The following is a 24,379-nucleotide window of genomic DNA, read 5'->3' as shown; positions in this document are numbered from 1 at the left end:
TCGACCACGTGACCAGCAGCGAACTGTCTCCGTCCGAGCGATTCGCGGCCTCCCGGGCCCGAACTCGCACCCCGCAGCTCCAGGGTTTCCGCGAGCGTCTGGGCTTCGCGCTCGACGGGTTCCAGATCGCTGCCTGCGAGGTCGTCGAGGCCGGTCGCAGCGTGCTCGTCGCGGCTCCGACGGGGGCTGGCAAGACGCTCGTCGCCGAGTTCGCCATTCACCTCGCGATGCAGCACCCCCGTGACAAGGTCTTCTACACGGCTCCGATGAAGGCGCTGAGCAACCAGAAATACCAGGAGCTCGTCGCCGAATACGGCGCGTCCGAGGTGGGTCTGCTCACCGGTGACACCAACGTCAATTCCCGCGCGCGGATCGTCGTCATGACGACCGAGGTGCTCCGCAACATGCTCTACGCCGGCTCCGATCTGCTGACCGACCTGCGCTGGGTCGTGCTCGACGAGGTGCACTTCCTCGGTGACCGGTTCCGCGGCGCTGTCTGGGAGGAGGTCATCATCCACCTCCCGCTCGACGTCCGCATGGTGTCACTCAGCGCGACCGTCTCGAACGCCGAGGAGTTCGGCGACTGGCTCCAGACGGTCCGCGGCGACACCGACGTGATCGTCTCCGAGGAGCGCCCCGTTCCTCTTCAGCAGCACGTCCTGGTCGGCTCCAAGTATCTCGACCTGTTCGACTCGACCGGCAAGGCCGCGACCAATCGGGTCAACCCCGAGCTGGTGCGGGCGGCATCGCTCAGTTCGAGGCCGGGCTCGAGAAACGGCCGACCAGGATCCGGCTCCCACGGCTACAAGCCCAAGCGAGACTCGCGCCCCCAGTCGTCCGGGCCCCAGAACTTCGGCCGGATGGATCGCTGGAAGATCGTCGAGCTGCTCGACGGAAAGAACCTGCTGCCGGCCATCTTCTTCGTCTTCAGCCGCGTCGGCTGCGATCAGGCTGTCCGGCAGGTGCTCCGCTCCGGCATCCGGCTCACGACCGCCGCGGATCGCGATGAGATCCGCGAGATCGTCGACGAGCACTGCCGCACCCTTCGCGACGAAGACCTCGCCGTCCTCGGCTACTACGAGTGGGTGGAGGGTCTCGAGCGCGGTGTCGCGGCGCACCATGCGGGTCTGCTCCCCGCCTTCAAAGAGGTCGTTGAGGAGCTCTTCCAGAAGAAGCTCGTCAAGGTCGTCTTCGCCACCGAGACCCTGGCGCTGGGCATCAACATGCCTGCTCGAAGCGTCGTGCTCGAGAAGCTCGAGAAGTACAACGGCGAGTCGCGCGTCCCGATCACGCCGGGGGAGTACACCCAGCTCACCGGCCGCGCGGGTCGCCGTGGCATCGACATCGAGGGGCACTCCGTCATCCAGTGGGCGCAGGGTCTCGATCCGCAGGCGGTCGCAGCGCTCGCCTCGCGCCGCACGTACCCACTCAATTCCAGCTTCCGGCCGACCTACAACATGGCGGTCAACCTGATCGAGCGGTTCGGCCGATCCCGCACGCGAGAAGTGCTCGAGACGTCGTTCGCCCAGTTCCAGGCCGACCGGGCCGTGGTCGACCTGGCCCGTAAGGTGCGGTCGCAGCAACAGTCGCTCGACGGGTACGCCAAGTCGATGGAGTGCCATCTCGGCGACTTCGGCGAGTACATGACCCTGCGTCAAGACATCGCCGAACTCGAGAAGCAGGGCGCATCCCGCTCTGAGGTGCAGAGTCGAAAGGAGCGCGACTCCCGCCAGGAGAAGATCACCGCCCTCCGTCGTCAGCTACGGCAGCATGTCTGCCACAACTGCCCGGAGCGCGAGCAGCATGCGCGCTGGGCCGAGCGCTGGTACAAGCTGAAGAAGCAGACCGATCAGCTGTCGGCGCAGATCCGCAGCCGAACGGGTGCGGTCGCGAAGGTCTTCGACCGGGTCACCGACGTGCTGGTCGACCTCGGCTACCTGGTTCCTCGCGGTGCGGAGTCGAGTGCGGGGTCGGCCGACAGAATCGCCGATTCGTCGCGGCTCTCCCGCGTGGCCGAGGTCGACGTCGCCGCCCCCGGCAAAACCCTGCGGCGCATCTACGGCGACCGAGACCTTCTCGTGGCCGAGTGCCTCCGACGAGGATCCTGGAACTCGCTCGACGCACCGCAGCTGGCGGCCATGGCGGCGACGCTCGTCTATGAGCCCCGCCGCGACGAGGGCATGCTCGGCGACCGCTACCTCCCGCCCGGAGAGTTCCGCACAGCACTCGATCGAACCCGGACGATCTGGGCGGAGCTCGACGACCTCGAGCAGGCGCATCGGCTCCCGGGAACCCTTCAGCCGTCGCCGGGTATCGCGCTGGCGATGTACCACTGGGCTCGGGGAGCGTCGCTCGACACTGTCCTCGACGACGCCGAGCTCGCGGCCGGCGACTTCGTGCGCTGGACCAAGCAGACGATCGACCTCCTCGACCAGTTGTCGGTCGTCGCCGATCCGCCCGTCGGTCCGGTGGCGCGGAAGGCGCTCGACGCCGTCCGGCGCGGCATCGTCGCCTATACCGCGGTGTGATTCGACAGAGTCACTCCACAGTGTCGGCACCCTACAATTCACGCGTGCCCCGTTTCTCCGGCGTGCCGAGCCCTTCGGGCGACCCGCGCACCTCCGACTTCCGTCTTCCCCTGTGGATCGCCCTCGTCACGGGTGTCGGGGGCGGGGCATTGATGGAGTTCGGCTTTCCCGACCGCGGCATCTGGCCCCTGACCTTTGTCGGCATCGGCTTGATCCTTCTGGCGCTGAAGGGGAGAAGCGTCGGCGGATCCCTCCTGGTGGGCCTGGCGTCGGGCATGACCTTCTTCTTTGTGCTCATCGACTGGGTGGCCACCTATTTAGGCCCGGTGCCGTGGATCGCCCTAGCGGGGCTGGAGGCGCTGATCTTCGCCCTCGGCGCGATTCCGATCACCCTGGCGTACCGGTGGGTTCCTCGCGTCTGGCAGGGCACGCTGGGCCGCACGCTCCTCCTGCCGGTCGTCGTCGCCGGACTCTGGGTCGGTCGCGAATTCGTTGCGGGGCACTACCCCTACGGGGGCTTCTCGTGGGGACGCGTCGCTGAGAGCCAGTCGCAGAGCCCGTTCGCCTCGCTGACCGCCTGGTTGGGCATCTCCGGGCTGAGCTTCGTCATGGTCGCGCTCGTGGCCGCGGTCATGCAGCTGCTCGTCGAGCAGCCGGTTCGCCTCACGACCCGCGCTCTCGTAGCGGCGACGGCGATCGTGGCTGTCCTCGCCGTTCCCGCCTGGCCGAGCGCGTCTGCCGGATCCTCGACGATCGCGGCTGTTCAGGGCAACAGCAAAGCCGGCTTCTTCCAGCAGCGCACGTACGGCGACCTGAGCAACGCGCAGGTCGACGCGACGTACAAGGGCGTTCTGCCGTCCGACGACATCGACATGCTCGTGTGGCCCGAGGGCGCATCCGACCGCGATCCCACTCGGGATCGTTTCGGTGCCTACATCTTCGATGTGCTGTCGAAGGCGTACGGCGCTCCGATCGTCTCCGGCGTCATCACCGAGCGCGGGTCGAAAGACTATAACTCGTCGATCGTCTGGGACGACGGCACGGTCCAGGCCCAGTACGACAAGAGGCATCTCGTTCCATTCGGGGAGTACGTGCCCGATCGCCCCTTCTTCAACGCCCTCGCCCCCTCGCTCGTCGGTTTGCTCACGCGTGACCTGACCCCGGGCACGAATACGAACGTGCTCGACGTCGGATCCATCAAGGCCGGTATCTCGATCTGCTTCGACATCGTCGACGACGCCTTGACTCGCGAGATGGTCGACGGGGGAGCGCAGGTCATCCTCGCTCAGACGAACAACGCCGACTTCGGCCAGACCGACGAGAACACCCAGCAGCTCGCGATCGCCCGCCTGCGGGCCATCGAGACGTCCAGGCCGCTCGTGAACATCTCGACCGTCGGATCGAGTGCCGTCATCTCCGCCGACGGCAAGACCATCGACAGCATTCCGGCATTCCAGCCCGGTGCGATGGTCACCAAGGTCCCCCTTGGCACGGGCACTACTCCCGCGGTGTGGGGCGGGGCCGCTCTCGAGCAGCTCGCGATGTTCTTCGCGGCTGCGGCCCTCGTGCTATCTCGCGTTCTGCTGAGGGGATCCGGGTATGGCGATGCTGCGCGTCAGGCGAAACAGTCTGATCGTCTCGCCCGCCGGTCTCGTCGTCTCGGTCGCGCCGCCCAGTAGGCGTAGAAAAGTCCACCCACCCCGAGGCCGAGAGGCCGGTCGAGGTAGATGGACGTGTGAGGCGCGGTGAGGCTATGCGCCGATCTTCTGCTGCCCTTTGCGGGCCCGCAGGTAGTCGAGTCGCTCTTGCAGCAACTCTTCGAGCTCGGGTCGCGTGCGACGCTCGAGCAGCATGTCCCAGTGGGTTCGGGGCACTTTCACGTCACCGCGGTCGATGTCGACGGGCTTGCCGTCGGCCGAGAGCAGAAGTCCTTCTTGACCGCTCTTCGGCGACTGCCAGGAGTCGGGAATCTCCGCCTCTGCGGCGAAGACGACATCGAACGTGGCTCCGTCGGTCGTCTGATAGACGGCCTTTTTGCGGGGTGAAAATTCCACGCCCTCTTCGCTTTGGAGGCTCTGGCTACCAAGCCTCATTCCGCGCAAACTGCGATCTGCCATTGCGTGGTCTCCTCTCGCGTTGCAATCTCCCGTTATAACCACTTAAGATGAAGGTTTGTTTCGCGAGGTGAGATTTCACAGTGCCCTCCCAGGCCTCGCCGCTACTTGCTACTCCTAGTTCGGAGCAGAGCGAGTGCCAGATCGGATCGATCGGTGATGAGGCCGTCGACTCCCCGGTCGAGCAGTCGGGCCATGTCGACCGGATCGTTCACGGTCCAGACGTGAACCTCGACGCCGGCAGAGTGAGCGGCTTCGAGGAGGGCTGCCGAGAGGACCGGGACCCCGCGGTGCTTTTCGGGGATCTGCAGGGCGTCGATGCCTTGAAGTGCACGTCTGCGGAACCAGGGGAGCGGGGTTCGCGCCGCCACTGCTGCACGCACGACGCCTCTCGTCGAGGGCGAAGTCGCTACACCGGGCAGGGCTGCCACGGCCGCCTTGCGACGGGCATCGTCGAACGATGTGACGAGCACGCGAGGGGCGGCACGGTGCCGCTTGATCGCCGCAACCGTCGGCTCGAGGGCCTCGTCGACCTTGATGTCGATATTGAAACGCGCATCGGGAAAAGCGGAGAGGGCGTCGTCCAGGCTCGGAACCTCCGTGCCGTCGGGCAAGCGCAGCCTCGCGACTTCTCGGGAGGTCAACCCCAGGATCCCGGTGGCCGGCGCACCGACCCGGCCCAGGTCGGCATCGTGGCTGAGAACCGCGACGCCGTCGCTCGTCGCATGCACATCGGTCTCGAGGTGTGTGACACCGAGGGCCAGGGCAGCGAGGAATGCCGGAAGAGTGTTCTCCGGCGCCTCCGTTGCCAGCCCCCGGTGCGCGATCACCCGCGGCGGGGCCGGTGTGAACCAGCTCGCCGTCACTCGGCGGAGGGCGCCGTCGTTGCGGTGGGGAAGCCCGTGGCCGGGGAGCTCTTCGCCGAGGGAGTCTCTCCCGACACGGCTTCTTTGGCGCCCATGAATCCGGCACCGACACCCTTCAGCGCCTCGGTGAATTCGGACGGGATCATCCAGACCTTACTCGCGGCGCCGTCGGCGATCTTCGGCAGAGTCTGGAGGTACTGGTAGGCGAGCAACTTGGGGTCGGGGTCGCCGTCGTGGATGGCCTTGAAGACCGTCTGGATGGCCTCAGCCTCACCCTGAGCCCGAAGGACCTGCGACTTCGCCGCGCCTTCGGCCTCAAGGATCGAGGCCTGCCGGGAACCCTCCGCCTGGAGGATCGCCGCCTGCTTCGTGCCCTCGGCGCGGAGGATCTGCGCACGGCGGTCGCGCTCGGCGCGCATCTGCTGCTCCATGGAGTCTTGGATCGACAGGGGCGGCTCGATCGCCTTGAGCTCGACTCGCCCGACGCGGATTCCCCACTTGCCCGTCGCCTCGTCGAGCACGATGCGCAGTTGGCCGTTGATGTTGTCGCGACTGGTCAGGGCTTCTTCGAGGTTGAGCCCACCGACGACGTTACGAAGGGTCGTGGTGGTGAGCTGTTCGACGGCACCCAGGTAGTTGGCGATCTCGTAGGTCGCTGCTCGCGCGTCGGTCACCTGGAAGTAGACCACCGTGTCGATCGAAACAACGAGGTTGTCTTCGGTGATCACGGGCTGAGGCGGGAAGGAGACGACCTGCTCGCGCATGTCGAGGAGGGGACGCACACGGTCGATGAACGGAACCAGGATGTTTAGACCCGGCGTCAGGGTCTTGTGGTACTTACCGAGTCGCTCGACGACACCCGCTGTCGCCTGAGGGATGATCCGTACCGACCGGAACAGGATCACCAGAACGAAGATGACGACGATGATAAGGAAGATGGCGAGGACGACTCCGCCGATTGCTGCTCCGTCGGTCATTGGTGATGCCTTTCGCGTAAGGGTGGCTAGAGAGACTTGATGTCGGACGGGACGACCACTGCTGTCGACCCCTCGATGGCCGTCACGACGACGGCCGACCCCGTGTCGAGGAGACTGACCCCGGCCGGTGCGAGAAGCCGGGCGGTCCATGTCTCGCCGTTGGCCAGCTTGACCTGGCCGAGACCCGGGTGCACCTCGCCGCCGGGAATGGGAACGACCACGGAGCCGCCGAGGCCCAGAAGAGCCTCGACGTTGCTCGGCGTCGGGTCGCCGCCCCGTTTCAGGGCTCGGAGAAGGGGTGGCTTGACCGAGAAGAGGAGGAGGACTGACACCACCGCCGCGACGATCACCTGCAGCCAGAAGGGCCCGCCGAAGAGACCGGTGAGAAGACCGCCGACGCTGCCGATGGCGAGCATGAGGAAGGTGAACTCGACCGTCGTCACCTCGATGATGATGAAGATCAGGATGAGCGCCAACCAGACGACCCACGAATACTGCTGTAAGAAGTCGACCAGGTTGTCCATCTGAGCTACCCATCTCCTTCGGTGGTGTTCTGCATTTTTGTTTGCGCTTCCACGCTAGCAGTCGGATGGTCCTCTCCGTCAGAGGCACTTGATAGCCTGGGGACTGCCTCAATGCCAGCACCGACAGGAGTCTCCCCGTGCCACTCGACCTCGCTTCCGCCCCCCTCGCGGCCGGTTCCCTCTCCGGCAAGCGCGCCCTCGTCACCGGTTCCTCGCGCGGCGTCGGAGCAGACACGGCCCAGTACCTCGCCGCCGCGGGCGCCCGGGTCGTCATCAACTTCCGCAACAAAGAGAAGCGTGCCCTGCAGCTCGTCTCGAAGATCGAGGAGACAGGCGGCGAGGCCGTCTCCATCGGCGCCGACCTGACCGACGGCGAGTCCGTCCAGGCCATGATCGATCAGGTCGAGACGGAGTTCGGCGGCCTCGACATCCTGGTGCTCAACGCCTCCGGCGGCATGGAGTCGGGCATGGCCGAGAACTACGCCCTCCTGCTGAACCGCGACGCGCAGGTCGACGTGCTGACCCGGGCCCTGCCGCTCATGGCCGCCGGTTCGCGCGTGGTGTTCGTCACGAGCCACCAGGCGCACTTCATCAAGACGACCGAGACGATGCCCGAGTACCTCCCCGTAGCGCTCTCCAAGCGGGCCGGCGAAGATGCTCTGCGCGATCTCATCCCCAGCCTCACCGAGAAGGGCATCGACTTCGTTGTCGTCTCCGGCGACATGATCGAGGGCACCATCACGGCGACGCTCCTCGAGCGCACCAACCCCGGTGCCATCTCGGCTCGCCGCGAGGCCGCGGGCAAGCTTTACAACGTCGCTGAGTTCGCCGCCGAGGTCGCCCTGGCGGCTGTCGAGGGCATCCCCTCCGATCACACGCGGCTGGTCGGCGAAACCGCCGACTTCCAGGCCGTCTGAGCCGAGCGGCCGCGCGACCATGTCTGATACCGAGCCCGACGCCGAGAACGGGCCCAGAAGGATCCTGCGGCTCACCTCGCGACTGATCGTGGTCGACGAAGACGACCGTATTCTCCTGATGGACACCAAATCGCCCGACACCTCCGGCGTCTCGCGCTGGATCACGCCGGGCGGCGGCGTCGACCCGGGGGAGTCACACCGCGACGCCGCGATCCGCGAGCTGCACGAAGAGACCGGGCAGGTGATCGACGATCCGGGCGAGGTCGTCTACACGTCCGACTTCGAAGTGGAGTGGGACGCCGCCGACCACACCCACGGTCATGCCGAGTTCTACGTCGTGCGCCTGCCGCACTTCGAAATCGTCGACGACGACTGGACAGACGAGGAGCGCGTCGACATCGTCGAGTCGCGCTGGTGGAGCCGCGACGAGCTCCGCACGTCCGACGAGAAGTTCGAGCCCGAAGACCTGCCAGAGCTGATCGAGCGGCTTTTGGCCTGAGCCTCATACTTTGTGATGAGGCCGAAAAGCGGCCGATCGGCCGGTGCCCTCGCGAAGGCCGATCCGTACGCTTGAAGCTATGGAGCTCACAGTCATCGTCCCCACGTTCAACGAGGCGCCCAATGTGGCTGAGCTCGTGCGCCGTGTCGAGGCTGCGGTCGTCGGTATCGACGCCGAGGTGCTCTTCGTCGACGACTCTCGAGACAACACGCCCGACGTGATCCGCGAGGTCGCGGCCCAGCACGATCTCCCCGTGCGACTCATCCACCGCGACACTCCCGTCGGCGGCCTCTCCGGTGCAGTCATCGAAGGCCTTCGGTCGACGACCAGCCGCTGGTCGATCGTGATGGACGGCGACCTGCAGCACCGCCCCGAGACGCTCCCTTCGATCATCGCCAGGGGCGACGCCTCGGGCGCCGATGTCGTCGTAGCCTCCCGTCACGTCGACGGAGGCTCGAGCGACGGGCTGTCCGGGGGAGTGCGTCGCCTGGTGTCGCAGGCCTCGATCAAAGTCACCAAGGCGTTGTTCCCGACCCGCCTGCACGGCACCACCGACCCGATGAGCGGTTTCTTCGGCATTCGCACCGGGGCCATCCAGCTCGACGGGCTGCACGCTCGCGGCTTCAAGATCCTCCTCGAGATCCTCGCCCGCCAGCCGCTGCAGGTCGCCGAAGTGCCTCTCGTGTTCGAGGCGCGCCTCGCCGGCACATCGAAGGCCGACATGAAGCAGGGCATCGCGCTCGGCCGGCAGCTCTTCGACCTCAAATTCGGGCGCATCTCGGGCTTCGCGGCCATCGGGGCGCTCGGCGCCGTGGCAAACCTCGCGATCCTGGCCGGCCTGCAGACGTTCGGCGTCGGCTACCTCGCCGCCGCCTGCATCGCCGCCTTCGTCACCATCATCGGCAACTTCCTGCTGCAGGAACGCTTCATCTTCAACGATTTGAAGCACGGCGCCCGCGGGGTGTGGAAGCGCTGGTGGCACACCTTCGCCTTCAACGGCACCGAGTCGATCGTCCGCACCTTCGTGCTCTGGGTGATCGTCGAGAACACTTCGCTCCATAGCGTGTTCGTGCAGGCCGCGCTCATCGCCGTCGGCTTCTCGCTGCGCTATCTCTACCAGTCGCGCATCGTCTACAAGAAGATGACGCCCGAGCCGACCCTCGACGACATCATCGAGGCCGAAGAGGCTCGCGCCGACGAGCCCGCTATCCCCGTGAAAGCCACCGAGCCCGTCTGATCGTCACGTTCGACCAGGCTCAGACGAGCCCGTTCTCGTAGGCGTAGATCACGAGCTGCACGCGGTCGCGGAGCGCTAGCTTGGCAAGGATCCGACTCACGTGCGACTTCACCGTCGCGTCACTCAGGTGGAGCTTCTCGGCGATCTCGTTATTGCTGAGTCCGGAGGCCAGCGCCGCAAAGATGTCGCGCTCCCTCGTCGTCAGCGGCTCGAGCGCCTCGGTCTCGACCCGCGGCGTCTTTCGGGCAAACCGCTCGACGAGCCCGCTCATCACCGAGGGCGCTACGACCGCTGATCCCGAATGGATCGTCCGCAGCGACGCGAGCAGGAACTCCGGGTCGGCGTTCTTCAGCAGGAAGCCGCTCGCCCCGGCCTGAATGGCATGGAACGTCTTGTCGTTCAACTCGAACGTGGTGAGAACGACGACCCTGGTGCGGGTCGCGACGTCTCCTGTCTCGGTGGAATCGAGGATCCTGGTGGTCGCCTCGACCCCGTCGGTCACCGGCATCTCGAGATCCATCAGCACCAGATCGACGGGTTGCTCGACCGCGAGTCGCACGGCTTCGGCGCCGTCGGAGGCCTCCCAAACGACGTCCAAATCGTCTTGCGAGTCGAGGATCATGCGGATGCCCGCCCGGAAGAGCGGTTGGTCGTCGGCCAGGCCGATTCGGATGGGGTTCACTCGGGGCCTCCGGGGGAGTGGGGGATTCGCGCGGCGACTCGGAAGCCGGGTGTGCCGTCGTCTCGAGGGCGGGCGTCCACCGTGCCGCCGACGAGCCTGACCCGCTCCATCATGCCGGGAATGCCGTAACCGCCGGTGCTGGGTCGCAGTTCGTCTCCGAGGAGACCGGGACCGTCGCCTTCGGTCGTCTCGGTACGGACCGAGACCGCGTCGTCCGACCAATCGAGGTCGACCTTGACCGTCGTGCCGGGCCCGCCGTGCTTGAGGGCATTGGTGAGGGCTTCCTGGACGACGCGGTACAGGGCGAGATCAGGCCCGATCGCCAGTGGGGACCGGTCTCCCGTCTCGTGGATGTCGACGACGAGGCCGGCCGCCCGGGTGTTCTTCGCAAGCCCCTCGAGGTCGGCGACGCCGAGCGAGCCCTCGTGTCCGTCCGACCCGGTGAGGACGCTCAGCAGCTCACTGACATCATCGAGGGCTGAGCGTGCCGAACTGTTGATCACACCTAAAGCTTCGATCGCCACCTGAGGGTTCTTCGCTACGGCGTATCGGGCACCGTCTGACTGCGCGATGATCACCGCGAGGGAGTGACCGATGACGTCGTGCATCTCACGCGAGATCCGCGTGCGCTCGGTCTCTTGCGCCACCCGCAGCTCGGCACGGAGAAGTTCTTGCGAGCTCTCGAGCCGGTCGACGCGTTCGCTCATCAGGGCGCGGCGGATCCTGGTGATCATTCCCAGCAGCCAGAACAGCGAGAGGGTCGCCGCGATGACGCCCGCCACGCCCACGAAGTAGAGGACCTTCGACAGGGCGGCCTCGCCATCCTGCTGATGCGCCGGCAGAAACAGCCCTGTGATCAACACGAGCTTGACGCTTGCCAGGATTCCCCCCACGACGCTCGAGATGAGCCCCAGCCGACTCACGATGGGTGAGTGGGCGACGCTAGTGCCGTAGATGACGACGGCGATGAGCACGTTGCCGTTAATGAACGTCGGCAAGACGAACAGCTGCGCGATGGCGCCGGCCCAGGCGATACCGAGCGCCGCGCCTGGAGAACGGCGACGAAAGACTAGTGCGACGGCGAACACTGCGTCGATGGGAAGAGTCGTCCACCCGGTGCGGCTGACGTCGAGCACACCGAAGAAGGCAAACGCCACGATGGCGATGATGGCGTCGAAGACCATCGGCCGACGTTCGAGGGTGGTCCACACAGGAGTAACGCTAGCGTGCGGCGGTGCTGTGGTCCCGGTAGCCGCGGCACGCTCCGAGACCCCTCTTCTCGTGTCGCTCTGATCGCCGATAATGCACATTATGTCAAGTACCGACAATTTGACCCTGTTCTCCGAAGTTGATATGTGGTGTACTGAATAAGAAGCACCCCGCTTCTGACCAGCCGACGAGAGGCCGACCCGATGAGCCCGACTCCGCACGTGACGATCATCAACCCGCTGGCCGGGGCGCTCGGGCACTACGCCCGCACGCTGAAATCAAATCTGACCGACTCGGGCCATGACGTGACTGCGGTCGATCTTGTCGAGCCATCCCTGGCCGACGAATCTCGATTGACCTGGGTTCGACGCTATGTCTCAGCTTTGTTCCGTGTCAGTCGTGCCAAGCCCACGGGTGCGGTCATCCTCGCGTGGCCCGTGCTCGGCTATTGGGATCTCGTTCTCGCCCGCCTCATCCTCGGTCGCCGCCGCACGACTCGGCTCGTCATGCACGACCCGGTCCCCCTTGTGCGTGCCGTGGGCTATTCGGCACCCGCTCGGCGTATCGGATGCGCCCTGTCACGCAGGCGCACCGTCATCGTCCACTCGACGACGGCACAGGAGGCGATCACCGAGACCACGTTCGGCGTCGACAGCCCGATCGTGGCTCACCCCCTTCAGGCGACCACCCACTCCTGCGAGTCCACCAAAAGCAACGTGCCGACAGAGCGCCCCGTCATTCGAGTTCTCGGCCAGTTCAAGCCGGATCGAGACATCCAGCTCCTCGCTGACCTCGCCGTCGAACTAGCGCCGCGCTATTCGCTGGAGATCCACGGCCGCGGCTGGCCCCGCATCGACGGCTGGGCAGTCAGCGACGAGTTCGTGGACGAAGACCGCCTCGATCACCTGCTCGCGACGTCGGCAGCCGTCCTCATTCCCTATCGACGCTTCTACCAGAGCGGCATCGCGATTCGATGCTTCGAACTGGGCACACCGTTCGTCGGGCCCCGGTGCGATGCCCTGGCTCAGCTCTACGGCCCCGACTCCCCCCTGCTCGTCGGCTCCCCCGCCGACACGTCGGCCTGGGTGAGAGCCGTCGAGCAGGCCGCGACCGAATGTCGCGACGCCCTGCGTCTGCGGGCTACCACGGCGACCGCGGAGGCCTCAGACGCCTGGCGTCGCGAGCTCGCCCTGCACTGACGACGACGCCCAAGTCGATCGAGGGCGCCCTGGATCCTGCTCTCCCCCACCAGACACGGCGAGACTCCACGAATGGCCCGTGTCTTCAGCAGACACGGGCCATTCGTGGAGTCTCGAGTGACGCCGTGAGACAGGGTCAGTCGGTGCCGGAGTCGAACGCAGCCGACTCGGAGGCGGCGTCGGTCGCCCGCCCGAGTGCGTCGGTGGCGGAGTCGGACACGCCGGCGCCACCGAGAATCTGGTCGGCCTCGCCCGCCTCGAGCTCTCCAACCAACTCGGCTGTCGCTCCCCCGATGAGCCCCGCTGCCGCGTACTGCTCGAGTCGAGACCGCGAGTCGGCGATGTCGAGGTTGCGCATGGTCAGCTGACCGATGCGGTCGTCGGGGCCGAACGCGGAGTCGCCGACGCGCTCCATCGACAGCTTCTCGGGGTGGTAGCTGAGCTGCGGCCCCGTCGTGTCGAGGATCGTGTAGTCGTCACCGCGGCGAAGGCGGACGGTGACCTCGCCGGTGACGGCGGAGGCGACCCACCGCTGCAGGGACTCGCGGAGCATGAGCGACTGCGGGTCGAGCCAGCGCCCCTCGTACATGAGTCGACCAAGACGGCGACCCTCGTTGTGGTAGGCGGCGACCGTGTCTTCGTTGTGGATCGCGTTGAGCAGGCGCTCGTAGGCGAGGTGGAGCAGGGCCATTCCGGGCGCCTCGTAGATGCCGCGGCTCTTCGCCTCGATGATGCGGTTTTCGATCTGGTCGGAGGCCCCGAGGCCATGACGACCGCCGATGGCGTTGGCCTCGTAGACGAGCGCGACGGGGTCGGAGAACTCGACGCCATTGATGGCGACCGGGCGCCCCGCCTCGAAGCGGACCGAGACGACCTCGGTGGCGACCTCGACGTCGTCGCGCCAGGCGGCGACACCCATGATCGGCTCGACCAGGTCGATGCCGGCGCTGAGCTCTTCGAGGCTTTTCGCCTCGTGAGTCGCACCCCAGATGTTGGCGTCGGTCGAGTAGGCCTTCTCGGTGGAGTCGCGATAGGGGAAGCCTCGCGCTACGAGCCATTCGCTCATCTCGGTGCGGCCACCGAGCTCGTTCACGAAGTCGGCGTCGAGCCACGGCTTATAGATGCGCAGGCGCGGGTTCGCCATGAGGCCGTAACGGTAGAACCGTTCGATGTCGTTGCCCTTGTAGGTCGAGCCATCACCCCAGATGTCGACCTCGTCGTCTTTCATCGCGCGCACCAGCATCGTGCCGGTCACGGCGCGGCCGAGCGGCGTCGTGTTGAAGTACGTCTTGCCGCCGGAGCGAATGTGGAACGCACCGCACTGAAGAGCGACGAGGCCCTCTTCGACCAGAGCGCTTTTCGCGTCGACCAATCGAGCGACCTCGGCACCGTACTCTTTCGCGCGTACCGCGACGGAGTCGATGTCGGGCTCGTCATACTGGCCAATGTCGGCCGTGTACGTGCAGGGAACGGCACCCTTCTCTCGCATCCAGGCGACGGCGCACGATGTGTCGAGACCACCGGAGAACGCGATGCCGACGCGTTCGCCGACGGGAAGAGAGCTCAAGACTTTGGACATACCCAAAACCCTAGCGGGATCAGACCCCGCGCTTGACCTTCGGGGTCTTCGGCACGACGACCTGCCCGGGCTTCTGCTTTGCCGCACGCCCGATCGCCTTCTTTCGTTTGGTCGATTTCGGCGCCAGGGCACCGTTGTTTCGCGAGTTGACGACGAACAGGGTGGTCGCAACGGCCGCAACGACGAGGACTAAGGCACGCATGGCATTCTCCTTCTGGGTGAAGCTCAACGCTACGCTCTCGACCGAGCAAAGGATCCGCGCCACCGTGACCTCCTCCCCCGCCTCCGACTCCCCCTCGACGACGCTCGCCGATGCCGCCCGCTGCCCGTGCCTGAGTGGCGAGACGTACGGCGCCTGCTGCGGGCCACTGCACCGAGGCCTGGCGATAGCACCGACGGCAGAACGCCTGATGCGGTCTCGGTACTCGGCCTTTGCGGTCGGCGACGCGGTCTACTTGCTCGCCACGTGGGATCCTGCGCTTCGGCCCGATTCCCTCAACCTCGATGAGGGCGTGCGCTGGTACCGACTCGACATCATCGCCACCGAACGCGGCGGCATGCTCGACACCACGGGAATCGTCGAATTCCGGGCGCACTATCGAGACGACGGGGGAGCGCACACCCTGCACGAACGGTCCACCTTCTCCAAGCAGAGGGGCCGCTGGTTGTACGTCATGGCCCTCTAGTGCGAGCGGTGCAGCTCGAGCACGCGCACCGGCCCGAGATCGGTGCTGGTGGCCACGGCGAACCCGTTCGCCTCGAGCACCCGCCTGGCTTCGTCGGCTCTCGGGTCGACCTCTGAAGCGCCGACGATCCAGACGTTGTCAATCGACGCAAGGCGACGCGGAATGAGAGTCGCGAGATCTCCATTGCGGTCGAAGAGGCGCCCTTCGGCACGACGGCTTCCGGTCACGGCCAGGTCGCGCATTCCCTCGAACGCATCGGGGTAGGCGATCGCCACGAGGTTGGCAGTCGCGGAGGGGAGCTCGGCCACCGTGGCGAAGACGATCGCGTCCGGCCCGGTCGACGACTCGCGTTGTTCATGCACGAGCTCCGCCGCATCGGACCAGTAGATCTCGTGGTGCGAGTGGGGCAGGCGGATAGCGACGAGGGAGGGAATGGCCACAGCGACGACCAGGGCCACAGCCACCACGCGGCGTCGTCGGGTGAGACCCGCAACACCGATGGCCATGAGGATGGCGACAAAGGGAGCGCTCAAAGTGAGGTAGTAGGGCGCGAAGAGTGGTTTTCCGAGGGCCGTCGCGGTGAGCAGGAGCACCATGGGCCCGAAGGCGAGAAGAACGAGCGCCCTTCCCGGGTACACGCGAACGGTGCCCGAGTCGTCGGTCTCAGACCCGGGGATCGACCTGCCGCCCGACCTGAGGGCCGACCGGACTCCGGCCAGGAGAAGCAGCCACCCTACGGGCACCGCGATCAGCGTGAATACGGCGAGACCTCGAATCGGCCAGACGGCACGGAACCAGGTGTCGAGGACGATGTCCCGGATCGTGTGCACCGAGAGCTCGGGAATCCAGTGCACCTGCGCCGCCTCCCCCACGACCAGGAGCGCGAAGGGAACGAGGAGGGCCGCAGCAGAGCCCGCTGTCATCAGCCAGGGAAGAAGTCTCGACCGGCCACTCCGGCAGGCCACCGCGAGAATGACGCCGTGCATCACCACGATCATCGCGAGGTAGATATTGAGCAGAACGGCGATCACGATTGAGAGCCCATACCACAACCAAGCGACGCGGCTCGGTGACTTGTGGTCTCGCTCGAGGGCACGAACGAAGAGAAGCGTCAGCCCGACGGCGGCGACCATCACCATGGCGTAGGGCCGCCCCTCGACTGCAGCCCAGGCGACCCTGGGCAGAAACGCATAGACGACGCCCGTGATGGCGGCGACCTGTTTGCTCCCCAGACGGTCAGCGAGAAGCATCGTGAGGGTGCACCCCACACCTACCGCCATGGCGCTCGGGAGGCGCATCGTGAAAACCGACGTGCCGACGACCCCGAACCAGACCTTCATCAGCGCGTAGTACAGGCCGTGGACGGCATCGATGTTGCCCACCAGGTGGATGAGCTCGGGCCAGCTTCGAGTCGCGGCCGAGAGAGTTGCCGCCTCGTCTTCCCACGCGTCGGGCACGTCCGACGAGATCAAGGAGAGACTTGCGACCACGGTGCCGAAGATCATGGCAATAGTGGTCAGAGGCAGCCGGGTTCGCACAACGGGTCGCATATTTAATATTCTACATCAAAATATACGACGCGAGAAGAAGTCAGCTCGTCTTGCTCATGTCGTCGCCGGAGCAACCCCGACGGTCGCTTGTCAGAGCTCGCCGAAACCACCTTCGACGAGCTCGATCAGCGCGTCCACTGCCTCAGCGGCATCAGGTCCGGTGGCCACGATCGACACTGTCGAGCCCTTGGGCAGCCCGAGACCCATGATGCGAAGCAGGCTCTTCGCGTCGACACCGTTGATCTGAATGGTCGATTCGAAGGCGCCGGCGTGCTTGACGAATTCGGCGGCCGGTCGCGCGTGCAATCCCGAAGGGTTGACGAGGGTCGCAGACCGCTCGACTGCGCCCTGCACTTCGGCGCGGCTGAGGCTCCGTTCGTCGGCGTGAGGATCGGCGATGCCCGTGGCAGTCCGGGCGGCGGCCGTGACGTCGTGCAGGGATCCACCCGTCTCCGATGCGACGGCTGCCGCGACAGCCCCCTCGACGATCGGCGCGTCGGCGATGACCACGAGGGCTCGCTCGGCGTCGTCCAGGAAGTCGAGAGCCGTTTCGGCCGTGAGGATCGCCGAACCGAGGTCGCACAGGATCACGACGCCGCTCCCCTGCTGGGCCGCGGTGATTCCGGACGAGATCTTCTCGAAGCTCGTGCCCAAGGCGCCTTCGTCGGTGCCGCCGGCGGCGACCACGGTGACGCTCGGAGCCATCTGCTTTGCGAGCTCCAGCGCCCCCTCGGCGATTTTCGCGCTGTGCGAGACGATCAGGATTCCAACCGGCGATGCCATGAATTAACCTTCCGTGGCGGCGGCCGCGTCGGCAGCAGCCGTGATGATGAGAGCGGAGGATTCCGCCCCGGGGTCTCGGTGACCGATAGCGCGTTCGCCGAGGTAGCTCGCGCGGCCCTTGCGAGCGACGAGCGGCTCGGTGGATTCGGCTCCGGCTGACGCGGCTGCCGCAGCGGCGCGCAGAACGCCGGCGGGTGATGCACCTGCTGCGGCGGCCTCCCCCGCTGCATCGACGGCAGGGGTCCACGCGTCGATCATGGTCTTGTCACCCGGCTCTGCTTTGCCGCGCAACACGACGCCATCGCGGGCCGCGGTGAGCAGGGCGACGACACCGTCGGCATCAATCTCGGACGCGTCTCCGAGTGCCTGCGCGCCCTTGAGGAACGCCGTGCCGAGCAGGGGGCCCGAAGCGCCGCCGACGGTCGAGATCAGCGTGGTGGCCACGAGCTTGAGCGCCGACCCAGGAGTCGCGTCGTCGGGCAGGGTGTCGAACTTGATCTTGACCGCGGAGAAACCCCGATCGAGGTTCTCGCCGTGATCGCCATCGCCGATCTCGCGGTCGAGTTCGCTCAAGCGGGTCCGGTTGTGAGAGACGACCTCGACGGTGTCGTCGATCCAGGCAGTGACCCAGGAGATACCGAGGCTCATGTAATGGCGTCCTTTCGTGTTGCGTTCGACTGACAGACCGAAGGATCCGACGGCTCAGCGACCCCACCGGAGGGCGGCGGTCTCGACAGGGGCGTCCCACAGCTCGGTCAATTCGTCGTCGAGTTTCGTGACGGTGATGGAGATGCCCTGCATCTCGAGGCTCGTCACGTAGTTGCCTACGAGGCTACGCGTGACCTCGATGCCTCTCTCGGCGAGCACGGAGGCGGCGTGGCGATAGACGATGTAGTGCTCGAGCAGCGGAGTACCGCCCATGCCGTTGACGAAGAGCAGCACTCGGTCACCCGATTCGAAGGGCAGGTCGTCGAGGATCGGCCCGAGCATCCGATCGACGATCGCGTCGGCGGGCTCCAACGCGATCCGCTCGCGGCCAGGCTCGCCGTGGATCCCGATGCCGATCTCGATCTCGTCGTCGCTCAGGGTGAAGCTCGGCTCCCCCGCGTGCGGCACGATGCCGGCTGCCAGGGCCACACCCATCGTGCGGGTCACCGAGTTCACCTTCGTTGCCACGGCAGCTACGGCATCGAGGTCGTCGCCCCGTTCCGCCGCGGCTCCGGCGCATTTCTCCACGACGACGGTGCCGGCGACGCCGCGCCGCCCAGCAGTGAACAGGCTGTCTTTGACGGCGACGTCGTCGTCGACGATCGCCGAGACGACGCGGATTCCCTCGGCGTCGGCGAGGTCGGCGGCGGTCTCGAAGTTCAAGACGTCGCCCGTGTAGTTCTTCACGATGTGCAGCACGCCCGCGCCACCGTCTGAGGCGATCGTGGCGGCGACGATGGGGTCGGGTGTGGGTGAGGTGAACACCGGACCGGGTACGGCGGCGGTGAGCATTCCGTGGCCGACGAAGCCCGCGTGAAGCGGCTCGTGGCCGGAGCCTCCGCCGGAGACGATGCCGACGCGCCCCTGCGTCGCTCCCCCCGCGCGGACGACGAACAGAGGATCCGGGGAGACCGTCACCAGGTCGGCGTGCGCCAGCCCGAATCCCTCGACGGATTCGTCGACGACGTTCTTCGGATCGTTGATGAGCTTCTTCATTGAAGGCCTCCAGGCTGCGGGCGACACGCCGTGACGTGCGCCACGACAGGGGGTGTTGCCCCACCGTAGCCTTCTTCTAACGGACACAGCCAGACACGAAACAAAGTCCGAGGGTGTTTGTATCGGAATGCCTCGGCACAGCGCTACTGTGTTGACACACGCTCACCGCAGAGCACCCAGCAGGGGAGTTTCTGCCTAGACGACATAAGGACGGTCGAAGTGGATCTGGGAACAATTTTTCTCTCCGAAACGGTGGGAACCGCAATGCTCCTGCTCCTGGGTGGTGGCGTCGTCGCGAACGTCGCTCTCGTCAAGAGCAAGGGCTTCAACGGCGGAACGCTCATGGTCAACTTCGGCTGGGGCCTCGCGGTCTTCGCCGGAATCCTGGTGTCGTACAAGTCGGGTGCCCACCTCAACCCGGCCGTCAGCATCGCGCAGCTCATCCTCGGGAACATCGACTTCCCGCAGTTCCTTATCTATGTCCTGGCGCAGATGGTCGGTGCCATCATCGGCGCCGTGCTGGTGTACCTGGCGTACAAGAACCACTTCGATGAGGAGCCCGAACCGGCTGCCAAGCTCGGCGTCTTCTCGACCGGCCCGGCGATCCGCAGCTACGGCTGGAACTTCGTGACCGAGGTCATCGCGACCTTCGTACTCGTCTTCGTCATCATCGGCATCGGCAACGGCAAGTCGCCTTCCGAACTCGGCGCTCTCCCCGTCGCACTGCTCGTGGTCGGTATCGGCGCCTCCCTCGGTGGCCCGACCGGCTATGCGATCAACCCCGCGCGTGACCTCGGCCCGCGCATCGCCCACGCCTTCCTTCCCATCAAGGGCAAGGGTGGCAGCGACTGGAGCTACGCCTGGGTTCCCGTCGTCGGCCCGCTCGTCGGTGGCGCTCTCGCCGCCTTCGCGTCGATGGCCTTCCTCCCCATGGCCTGACACGGGCCTCACAGACTAAGGACGGGTGATTTCGCGAGAGTGAGGTCACCCGTTCTTTTCGCCTCGACCCCTCTCCATCAGCTTTCTCTGCAGCATCCATCAACGACGAAGGAGCACCACTAGTGAGCGACGACTACATCCTCGCAATTGACCAGGGCACCACCTCGAGCCGCGCGATCGTCTTCGATCACTCGGGCTCGATCGTGTCGACGGGTCAACTCGAGCACGAACAGATCTTCCCCCGCGCCGGCTGGGTCGAGCACAACCCCAAAGAGATCTGGGAGAACACCCGCGAGGTGATCGGCCAGGCACTCAGCCGTGCCAACATCACGCGACACAACATCAAGGCCGTCGGCATCACCAACCAGCGTGAGACCGCTGTTGTCTGGGATAAGAACACCGGCGAGCCCGTGTACAACGCGATCGTCTGGCAAGACACCCGCACGCAAGAGATCGTGGACCGCTTTGCGAAAGACGGCGGGGTCGAGCGTTTCAAGGACATCGTCGGTCTCCCCCTCAGCACCTACTTCGCCGGAACGAAGATCGTCTGGATCCTCGAGAACGTCGAGGGTGCCCGCGAAAAGGCGGAGGCGGGCGACCTCCTCTTCGGCACGACAGACACCTGGGTGCTCTGGAACCTCACCGGCGGAGTCGACGGCGGCGTGCACGTGACCGACGTGACGAACGCCTCCCGCACCCTGTTCCTCGACCTCGAGACCCTCGAGTGGCGCCAAGACATCCTCGACGTCTTCGGCGTCCCGGCCTCCATGCTCCCCGAGGTCAAGTCGTCGTCCGAGATCTACGGCTATGCCTCCTCGTCCTCGCTCCTCCGCGAAGTGCCTATCGCGGGCATCCTCGGCGACCAGCAGGCCGCCACGTTCGGCCAGGCCGCGTTCGACAAGGGTGAGTCGAAGAACACCTACGGCACCGGTAACTTCCTGATCTTCAACACCGGCGAGGAGAAGGTCAAGAGCGAGAACGGCCTGCTCACGACCATCGGCTACAAGCTCGGTGACGGCCCGACCCACTACGCCCTCGAAGGCTCGATCGCCGTGACCGGGTCGCTCGTGCAGTGGCTGCGCGACAACCTAGGGCTGATCTCGTCGGCTCCCGAGATCGAGACGCTGGCCGTAACCGTCGACGACAACGGTGGGGCCTACTTCGTACCAGCCTTCTCCGGGCTCTTCGCGCCGTATTGGCGCTCCGATGCTCGCGGAGCCCTCGTCGGCCTGACGCGGTACGTGAACAAGGGTCACATCGCCCGCGCGGCACTCGAAGCAACCGCGTACCAGACCCGCGAGGTTCTCGACGCGGTCAACGCCGACTCGGGCGTCGATTTGACCGAACTCAAGGTCGACGGCGGCATGACCGCGAACAGCGTTCTCATGCAGTTCCAGGCCGACATCCTCGGCGTTCCCGTCGTCCGCCCGGTGGTCGCCGAGACCACCGCGCTCGGAGCCGCCTACGCCGCTGGCCTCGCCGTCGGCTTCTGGGCGAACCTCGACGACCTCCGCGCCAACTGGCAGGAAGACGCCCGCTGGACCCCGTCGATGGACGAGGCCGAACGCGACCGTCAGATCCGACTCTGGAAGAAGGCGGTCACGAAGACCTTCGACTGGGTCGACGAAGACGTGAACTAGCGCGCTGACCCGAGAGACACGGAGAAAGCCCCGTCAGGATCCACCTGGCGGGGCTTTCTGCCTGCGGTCACGCCCGCGTGGCGGCCACCCACTCCGCGAGCTTCGCGGTCGCACGCCCACTGTCGACGGCGTCGGCGGCGACCACCAGCTGCTCGCGGAAGCGTTCGGCGATGGGCCGATCGCGCTGGGCCGGATCCTGGGCCAGTCGGAACGAGACCAGACCGGCCGCCGCGTTCAGAAGCACGATGTCGCGAACCGCGCCCCGCTCCCCCGCCAGCGTTCGACGGGCCACCTCGGCGTTGTGCTCGGGGTCTCCGCCGAGAAGGTCGTCGATCCGGGAGCGCGGGATTCCGAGCTCGAGCGGGTCGAGGTCGTGCTCGGTCACCGAGCCCCCCGAGATCTCCCAGATGTGGCTGTGGCCGGTAGTGGTGAGCTCGTCGAGACCGTCATCGCCGCGGAACACCAGGGCCGTGGCGCCGCGAGTCTGGAACACACCGACCACGAGGTTGACCTTCGAGGCATTGGCCACACCGACCGCACTGGCCTCGGGCCGTGCCGGGTTCGTGAGCGGACCGAGAAAGTTGAACACGGTCGGCACGCCGATCTCGCGACGAGTGGCGGCCGCGTGCTTGAAGCCCGGGTGGAACGCCGCGGCGAACGCGAAGGTGATTCCGACCTCGCCCAATACCGCGGCGACACGCGCGGGGTCACGATCGAGATCGATTCCGAGAGCGCTCAAGACGTCAGACGACCCCGATGAGGAGCTCGCGGCCCGGTTGCCGTGCTTGATCACCGGCACTCCGGCCGACGCCACGACGATCGAGGCCATGGTGGAGACGTTCACCGTGCCGAAGCGATCTCCGCCGGTACCTACGATGTCGACACCCATGGTGTCGACGGCGAGGGGCAGCGCGTGCGCCAGAATCGCGTCACGGAAGCCCACGATCTCGTCCACGGTCTCGCCCTTGGCACGCAGGGCGATGAGGAACGCGGCGAGCTGCGAGTCGGTCGCCTCGCCCACCATCACGCGCTCCATGGCCCAGGTGGCATCGGCGATCGAGAGGTCGTTCCCCTCCAGGAGGGAATCGAGAAGACGGGGCCACGAGAGTGCGTTCGACATGGCTCTCAGCTTACTGAGCGGCTTCTTTCAGATATCTCGTCATCGAGACTGGCAGTCTGTCGAGGCGAAATTCTCGGCGGTTTATCGGCCATAATGAACCTGTGACAAGTACCTCTCTCTCGAGACCTTCAGGCGGACCGGTTGTCAACCGGCCCAGCACCGCTGCCGTAGGCACCATCGTCTGGCTCGGAAGCGAGGTGATGTTCTTCGCCGGTCTCTTCGCGATCTACTTCACCTTGCGGAGCACCTCTCCCGAGCTCTGGGCTTCCCAGACCGAGAAGCTGGACGTTCCGTTCGCCGCCTTCAACACCATCACCCTGGTGCTGTCGAGCGTCACCTGCCAGTTCGGTGTCTTCGCGGCCGAGCGCCTCCAGGGCAAGCGCACCGGCAAGCTCTTCCAGGTCTCGAAGTGGGGCCTCGTCGAGTGGTTCTTCCTCTCGTACGCCATGGGCGCCGTCTTCGTGTCTCTCCAGATGTACGAATACACGAACCTCATTTCCGAGCACGTGACGCTGCAGTCCAGCGCCTACGGCTCCGCCTTCTACCTGACGACCGGCTTCCACGCCGCGCACGTCACCGGCGGCCTGCTCTGCTTCCTCTTCATCATCGGTCGCGCCTACGCGGTGAAGAACTTCGGTCACCGAGAGGCCACGAGCGCCATCGTGATCTCGTACTACTGGCACTTCGTCGACGTCGTGTGGATCGGCCTGTTCCTGGTCATCTACATCCTCAAATAGGCATTGGATCCCCTGCTCCCCATGAAGATCTCTCCCTCAGCAAAGCTCGCTTCGTCAGCGACAAAGGGCGCCCGCAAATCGGCTGGCGCCAAGTCGAAGCGAACGGGTCGCCGGTCTCCCCTCGCGACCGTCTCGCTCATCGTCGTGGGCCTCCTCACCACGGGTGGCGCTTACGCGCTGTTCACGTCGACCGCCACCGCCGAGACCAGCACCTCGAGCAACTCGCAGGCCACGGTCAACGAGGGCAAGAAGCTCTTCGCCGCGAACTGCGCCACCTGCCACAACGTCAATGGTTCCGGTACCGAGGCCGGCCCGAGCCTCGTCGGCGTCGGCGAGGCGTCGGTCGACTTCCAGGTCGGAACCGGGCGCATGCCCGCGGCGGCGAATGGCCCGCAGGCGCTGAAGAAGCCGGTGCAGTTCACCAACGAAGACATCCAGGCGATGGCCGCTTATGTTGCTTCGCTCGGCACGGGTCCGTCCGAGCCTGAGACGAAGTACCTCCAGGCCAACGGCGACACCGCCAAGGGTGCCGAGCTCTTCCGCATCAACTGCGCCATGTGCCACAACGTGGCCGGCGCCGGTGGAGCCCTCACGCAGGGCAAGTTCGCACCGGCACTCAAGGGCGTCACCTCGAAGCACATCTATGAGGCCATGCTCACGGGCCCGCAGAACATGCCGGTGTTCAACGACCTGAACATCACTCCTCAGGAGAAGGCCGACATCATCACCTACCTGAAGTACCTCGAGAAGAACCCTTCTCCCGGTGGCTTCGAGTTGGGCAACCTCGGTCCGGTCTCTGAGGGTCTGTTCATCTGGATCTTCGGTCTCGGCGCCATCGTGGCGATCACCGTGTGGCTGACGGCCCGCTCGAACTAGCAGCATCATCCCC

General features: G+C 66.0%; 24 protein-coding genes. 11 read left to right on the top strand and 13 right to left on the bottom strand.

The features are described from left to right. Window positions 1-8 precede the first annotated feature (8 nt). Together EDF39_RS12910 and lnt are read left to right on the top strand one after the other, a co-directional pair. Window positions 9-2,528 carry an RNA helicase gene (locus EDF39_RS12910; protein WP_123943745.1) on the top strand — a complete coding sequence of 840 codons (2,520 nt, stop codon included), beginning with the start codon at window positions 9-11 and terminating at the stop codon, window positions 2,526-2,528. A 44-nt stretch (window positions 2,529-2,572) separates the two neighbouring features. Further along, window positions 2,573-4,207 (top strand): apolipoprotein N-acyltransferase, encoded by a 1,635-nt coding sequence (gene lnt, locus EDF39_RS12905; protein ID WP_123943743.1) that lies wholly within the window; start codon window positions 2,573-2,575, stop codon window positions 4,205-4,207. A gap of 72 nt (window positions 4,208-4,279) precedes the next feature. Here the strand turns inward: lnt and EDF39_RS12900 are convergent, their stop codons facing one another. From EDF39_RS12900 to EDF39_RS12885, 4 genes are all read right to left on the bottom strand, one after another. Beyond that, a complete protein-coding gene (locus tag EDF39_RS12900; RefSeq protein WP_055957617.1) occupies window positions 4,280-4,645 on the bottom strand; it encodes an RNA polymerase-binding protein RbpA in 366 nt (121 codons plus the stop codon). 101 nt (window positions 4,646-4,746) lie between these two features. Then, the gene (locus EDF39_RS12895; protein WP_123943741.1) at window positions 4,747-5,508 is read right to left on the bottom strand and encodes a glycerophosphodiester phosphodiesterase family protein; all 762 of its coding nucleotides are present in this window, start codon (window positions 5,506-5,508) and stop codon (window positions 4,747-4,749) included. Then, entirely contained in the window at window positions 5,505-6,485 is a 981-nt protein-coding gene (locus EDF39_RS12890; protein ID WP_123943739.1) for an SPFH domain-containing protein, read from the bottom strand. The genes EDF39_RS12895 and EDF39_RS12890 overlap by 4 nt, the downstream gene beginning before the upstream one ends. 26 nt (window positions 6,486-6,511) lie before the next feature. After that, entirely contained in the window at window positions 6,512-7,009 is a 498-nt protein-coding gene (locus tag EDF39_RS12885; RefSeq protein ID WP_123943738.1) for an NfeD family protein, read from the bottom strand. A 137-nt stretch (window positions 7,010-7,146) separates the two neighbouring features. On the opposite strand from EDF39_RS12885, the gene EDF39_RS12880 reads away from it, so the two are divergent. The 3 genes from EDF39_RS12880 to EDF39_RS12870 all read left to right on the top strand — a co-directional run bounded on the left by EDF39_RS12880 (window position 7,147) and on the right by EDF39_RS12870 (window position 9,662). Next, window positions 7,147-7,926 carry an SDR family oxidoreductase gene (locus EDF39_RS12880; RefSeq protein ID WP_123943736.1) on the top strand — a complete coding sequence of 260 codons (780 nt, stop codon included), beginning with the start codon at window positions 7,147-7,149 and terminating at the stop codon, window positions 7,924-7,926. A gap of 19 nt (window positions 7,927-7,945) precedes the next feature. Beyond that, on the top strand, window positions 7,946-8,425 hold the full coding sequence (locus tag EDF39_RS12875; RefSeq protein ID WP_123943734.1) for an NUDIX hydrolase: 480 nt from the start codon (window positions 7,946-7,948) through the stop codon (window positions 8,423-8,425). 79 nt (window positions 8,426-8,504) lie between these two features. Next, the gene (locus tag EDF39_RS12870) at window positions 8,505-9,662 is read left to right on the top strand and encodes a glycosyltransferase (protein WP_123943732.1); all 1,158 of its coding nucleotides are present in this window, start codon (window positions 8,505-8,507) and stop codon (window positions 9,660-9,662) included. Window positions 9,663-9,681: 19 nt separating this feature from the next. On the opposite strand, the gene EDF39_RS12865 is transcribed toward EDF39_RS12870, so the two are convergent. Together EDF39_RS12865 and EDF39_RS12860 are read right to left on the bottom strand one after the other, a co-directional pair. Continuing rightward, on the bottom strand, window positions 9,682-10,344 hold the full coding sequence (locus tag EDF39_RS12865; protein ID WP_055957603.1) for a response regulator transcription factor: 663 nt from the start codon (window positions 10,342-10,344) through the stop codon (window positions 9,682-9,684). Next, on the bottom strand, window positions 10,341-11,555 hold the full coding sequence (locus EDF39_RS12860) for a sensor histidine kinase (protein WP_158613231.1): 1,215 nt from the start codon (window positions 11,553-11,555) through the stop codon (window positions 10,341-10,343). Before EDF39_RS12860 ends, EDF39_RS12865 begins: the two co-directional genes overlap by 4 nt. A 201-nt stretch (window positions 11,556-11,756) precedes the next feature. Here EDF39_RS12860 and EDF39_RS12855 point away from each other — a divergent pair, with 201 nt between their 5' ends. Further along, window positions 11,757-12,752 (top strand): glycosyltransferase, encoded by a 996-nt coding sequence (locus EDF39_RS12855; RefSeq protein ID WP_123943728.1) that lies wholly within the window; start codon window positions 11,757-11,759, stop codon window positions 12,750-12,752. Window positions 12,753-12,888: 136 nt separating this feature from the next. Here EDF39_RS12855 and argG read toward each other — a convergent pair whose 3' ends face one another. Both argG and EDF39_RS12845 read right to left on the bottom strand, forming a co-directional pair. Beyond that, window positions 12,889-14,331, bottom strand: coding sequence for an argininosuccinate synthase (argG, locus tag EDF39_RS12850; protein ID WP_123943726.1), 1,443 nt, complete (start codon window positions 14,329-14,331; stop codon window positions 12,889-12,891). 19 nt (window positions 14,332-14,350) lie between these two features. After that, window positions 14,351-14,533 (bottom strand): hypothetical protein, encoded by a 183-nt coding sequence (locus tag EDF39_RS12845; protein ID WP_123943724.1) that lies wholly within the window; start codon window positions 14,531-14,533, stop codon window positions 14,351-14,353. Here EDF39_RS12845 and EDF39_RS12840 point away from each other — a divergent pair. Beyond that, complete coding sequence (locus tag EDF39_RS12840; protein ID WP_123943722.1) at window positions 14,532-15,017, top strand: YchJ family protein; 486 nt, start codon at window positions 14,532-14,534, stop codon at window positions 15,015-15,017. The two genes, EDF39_RS12845 and EDF39_RS12840, sit on opposite strands and share 2 nt — an antisense overlap. On the opposite strand, the gene EDF39_RS12835 is transcribed toward EDF39_RS12840, so the two are convergent. From EDF39_RS12835 to dhaK, 4 genes are all read right to left on the bottom strand, one after another. Beyond that, window positions 15,014-16,567: a glycosyltransferase family 39 protein gene (locus EDF39_RS12835; RefSeq protein WP_123943720.1), complete on the bottom strand. Its 1,554-nt coding sequence runs from the start codon at window positions 16,565-16,567 to the stop codon at window positions 15,014-15,016. The genes EDF39_RS12840 and EDF39_RS12835 overlap by 4 nt on opposite strands. A 90-nt stretch (window positions 16,568-16,657) precedes the next feature. Continuing rightward, window positions 16,658-17,350: a dihydroxyacetone kinase phosphoryl donor subunit DhaM gene (gene dhaM / locus EDF39_RS12830; protein ID WP_123943718.1), complete on the bottom strand. Its 693-nt coding sequence runs from the start codon at window positions 17,348-17,350 to the stop codon at window positions 16,658-16,660. A gap of 3 nt (window positions 17,351-17,353) precedes the next feature. Continuing rightward, a complete protein-coding gene (gene dhaL / locus EDF39_RS12825) occupies window positions 17,354-17,998 on the bottom strand; it encodes a dihydroxyacetone kinase subunit DhaL (RefSeq protein ID WP_123943716.1) in 645 nt (214 codons plus the stop codon). Window positions 17,999-18,052: 54 nt separating this feature from the next. Continuing rightward, window positions 18,053-19,054, bottom strand: a complete 1,002-nt coding sequence (dhaK, locus tag EDF39_RS12820; protein WP_123943715.1) for a dihydroxyacetone kinase subunit DhaK — start codon at window positions 19,052-19,054, stop codon at window positions 18,053-18,055. A 219-nt stretch (window positions 19,055-19,273) separates the two neighbouring features. Here dhaK and EDF39_RS12815 point away from each other — a divergent pair, with 219 nt between their 5' ends. Both EDF39_RS12815 and glpK read left to right on the top strand, forming a co-directional pair. Continuing rightward, entirely contained in the window at window positions 19,274-19,993 is a 720-nt protein-coding gene (locus EDF39_RS12815; RefSeq protein ID WP_123943713.1) for an MIP/aquaporin family protein, read from the top strand. A 122-nt stretch (window positions 19,994-20,115) separates the two neighbouring features. Further along, entirely contained in the window at window positions 20,116-21,633 is a 1,518-nt protein-coding gene (gene glpK / locus EDF39_RS12810; RefSeq protein ID WP_123943711.1) for a glycerol kinase GlpK, read from the top strand. A 67-nt stretch (window positions 21,634-21,700) separates the two neighbouring features. Here the strand turns inward: glpK and trpD are convergent, their stop codons facing one another. Further along, window positions 21,701-22,753, bottom strand: coding sequence for an anthranilate phosphoribosyltransferase (trpD, locus tag EDF39_RS12805; protein WP_123943710.1), 1,053 nt, complete (start codon window positions 22,751-22,753; stop codon window positions 21,701-21,703). Window positions 22,754-22,854: 101 nt separating this feature from the next. Here trpD and EDF39_RS12800 point away from each other — a divergent pair, with 101 nt between their 5' ends. Both EDF39_RS12800 and EDF39_RS12795 read left to right on the top strand, forming a co-directional pair. Continuing rightward, complete coding sequence (locus tag EDF39_RS12800) at window positions 22,855-23,490, top strand: heme-copper oxidase subunit III (protein ID WP_084815852.1); 636 nt, start codon at window positions 22,855-22,857, stop codon at window positions 23,488-23,490. Window positions 23,491-23,511: 21 nt separating this feature from the next. After that, a complete protein-coding gene (locus EDF39_RS12795) occupies window positions 23,512-24,366 on the top strand; it encodes a c-type cytochrome (protein ID WP_123943708.1) in 855 nt (284 codons plus the stop codon). Window positions 24,367-24,379: the final 13 nt, after the last annotated feature.

It is taken from the genome of Frondihabitans sp. PhB161 (genome assembly GCF_003814635.1).
Taxonomy (GTDB): Bacteria; Actinomycetota; Actinomycetes; order Actinomycetales; family Microbacteriaceae; genus Frondihabitans.
The sequence above is the reverse complement of the archived record's forward strand: the minus strand, read 5'-3'. Positions and strand labels throughout refer to the sequence as shown.

Coding starts and splice junctions, on each gene's coding strand:
- EDF39_RS12870 (WP_123943732.1), top strand. CDS start 8,505: ATGGAGCTCACAGTCATCGTCCCCACGTTCAACGAGGCGCCCAATGTG.
- argG (WP_123943726.1), bottom strand. CDS start 14,331: ATGTCCAAAGTCTTGAGCTCTCTTCCCGTCGGCGAACGCGTCGGCATC.
- EDF39_RS12855 (WP_123943728.1), top strand. CDS start 11,757: ATGAGCCCGACTCCGCACGTGACGATCATCAACCCGCTGGCCGGGGCG.
- EDF39_RS12835 (WP_123943720.1), bottom strand. CDS start 16,567: ATGCGACCCGTTGTGCGAACCCGGCTGCCTCTGACCACTATTGCCATG.
- EDF39_RS12885 (WP_123943738.1), bottom strand. CDS start 7,009: ATGGACAACCTGGTCGACTTCTTACAGCAGTATTCGTGGGTCGTCTGG.
- dhaM (WP_123943718.1), bottom strand. CDS start 17,350: ATGGCATCGCCGGTTGGAATCCTGATCGTCTCGCACAGCGCGAAAATC.
- EDF39_RS12795 (WP_123943708.1), top strand. CDS start 23,512: ATGAAGATCTCTCCCTCAGCAAAGCTCGCTTCGTCAGCGACAAAGGGC.
- EDF39_RS12890 (WP_123943739.1), bottom strand. CDS start 6,485: ATGACCGACGGAGCAGCAATCGGCGGAGTCGTCCTCGCCATCTTCCTT.
- trpD (WP_123943710.1), bottom strand. CDS start 22,753: ATGTCGAACGCACTCTCGTGGCCCCGTCTTCTCGATTCCCTCCTGGAG.
- EDF39_RS12845 (WP_123943724.1), bottom strand. CDS start 14,533: ATGCGTGCCTTAGTCCTCGTCGTTGCGGCCGTTGCGACCACCCTGTTC.
- EDF39_RS12900 (WP_055957617.1), bottom strand. CDS start 4,645: ATGGCAGATCGCAGTTTGCGCGGAATGAGGCTTGGTAGCCAGAGCCTC.
- dhaK (WP_123943715.1), bottom strand. CDS start 19,054: ATGAAGAAGCTCATCAACGATCCGAAGAACGTCGTCGACGAATCCGTC.
- EDF39_RS12840 (WP_123943722.1), top strand. CDS start 14,532: ATGGCATTCTCCTTCTGGGTGAAGCTCAACGCTACGCTCTCGACCGAG.
- EDF39_RS12875 (WP_123943734.1), top strand. CDS start 7,946: ATGTCTGATACCGAGCCCGACGCCGAGAACGGGCCCAGAAGGATCCTG.
- dhaL (WP_123943716.1), bottom strand. CDS start 17,998: ATGAGCCTCGGTATCTCCTGGGTCACTGCCTGGATCGACGACACCGTC.